Genomic DNA, 709 nt, shown 5'->3' on the forward strand with positions numbered 1-709 from the left:
AAATGATTGTGGTAAGCACTTGATGGGCAAGGCTTTAGATGCAGAAGAAAGATTACATGTTTGCTTTAAAATAATCACAAGCATGATGAGCGCAAAGCACTTTAAATGTGACTTGTTCCATTTTAGAGATTTGTTTAAGATAAGATATAACTCATTGAGATGTGTCATAGTATTCGTCGTTAGAAAACAATTATTATGACATTATTTCAATGAGTTATCTATTTTTGTCGTGTACAGAGAAAAAATTCATATAAAATTCCGCCAATTTTGAACAAAAATAAACAAACAATCAATTATTGCTAATAAATTTTTTGTAATTTTTACCAAATTTTATATTTCTCAACCCGTATATTGAAGATTTTTTTGACCAAAAAATAAAATTAAACAAACAGTTAAATTTGATCGCAGGAAAAATAAAACAAAAATTAAGCATTTTGTTACACAGTTTGCATTTTATTTAGGGTGTGTTGACACTTTTAGCTTAAAAAAATAGCGAAGTAGTAAAATCAAATCACCAAACCCAATTTTACTATTCGCTATGCCTCGTACCATGCTGACAGATCAACACTGGCAAAAGTTGAGAGTTATTCTGCGTAATTTATCCATTCACCACAACTCAAATTTACGCAATTTTATTGAAGCTATTCTCTATAGAATTAGAACAGGCTGTCCGTGGCGAGATATTCCTTCTTGTTTTGGTCATTCAAAC

The 709-nt window shown here is 30.0% G+C and carries 1 protein-coding gene and 1 pseudogene; one reads left to right on the forward strand and one right to left on the reverse strand.

The window, feature by feature from the left end; all coding sequences use genetic code 11:
* Nucleotides 1–168: pseudogene (locus AC1P5O_RS16720) on the reverse strand (IS4-like element ISAba33 family transposase); the annotation flags it as partial.
* Nucleotides 169–538: 370 nt separating this feature from the next.
* On the opposite strand from AC1P5O_RS16720, the gene AC1P5O_RS16725 reads away from it, so the two are divergent.
* Nucleotides 539–709, forward strand: a 171-nt coding sequence (locus AC1P5O_RS16725) for a transposase (RefSeq protein WP_499006428.1), incomplete at its 3' end; no start/stop codon positions are given.

The sequence above is a fragment of the Prolinoborus fasciculus genome (genome assembly GCF_056724605.1).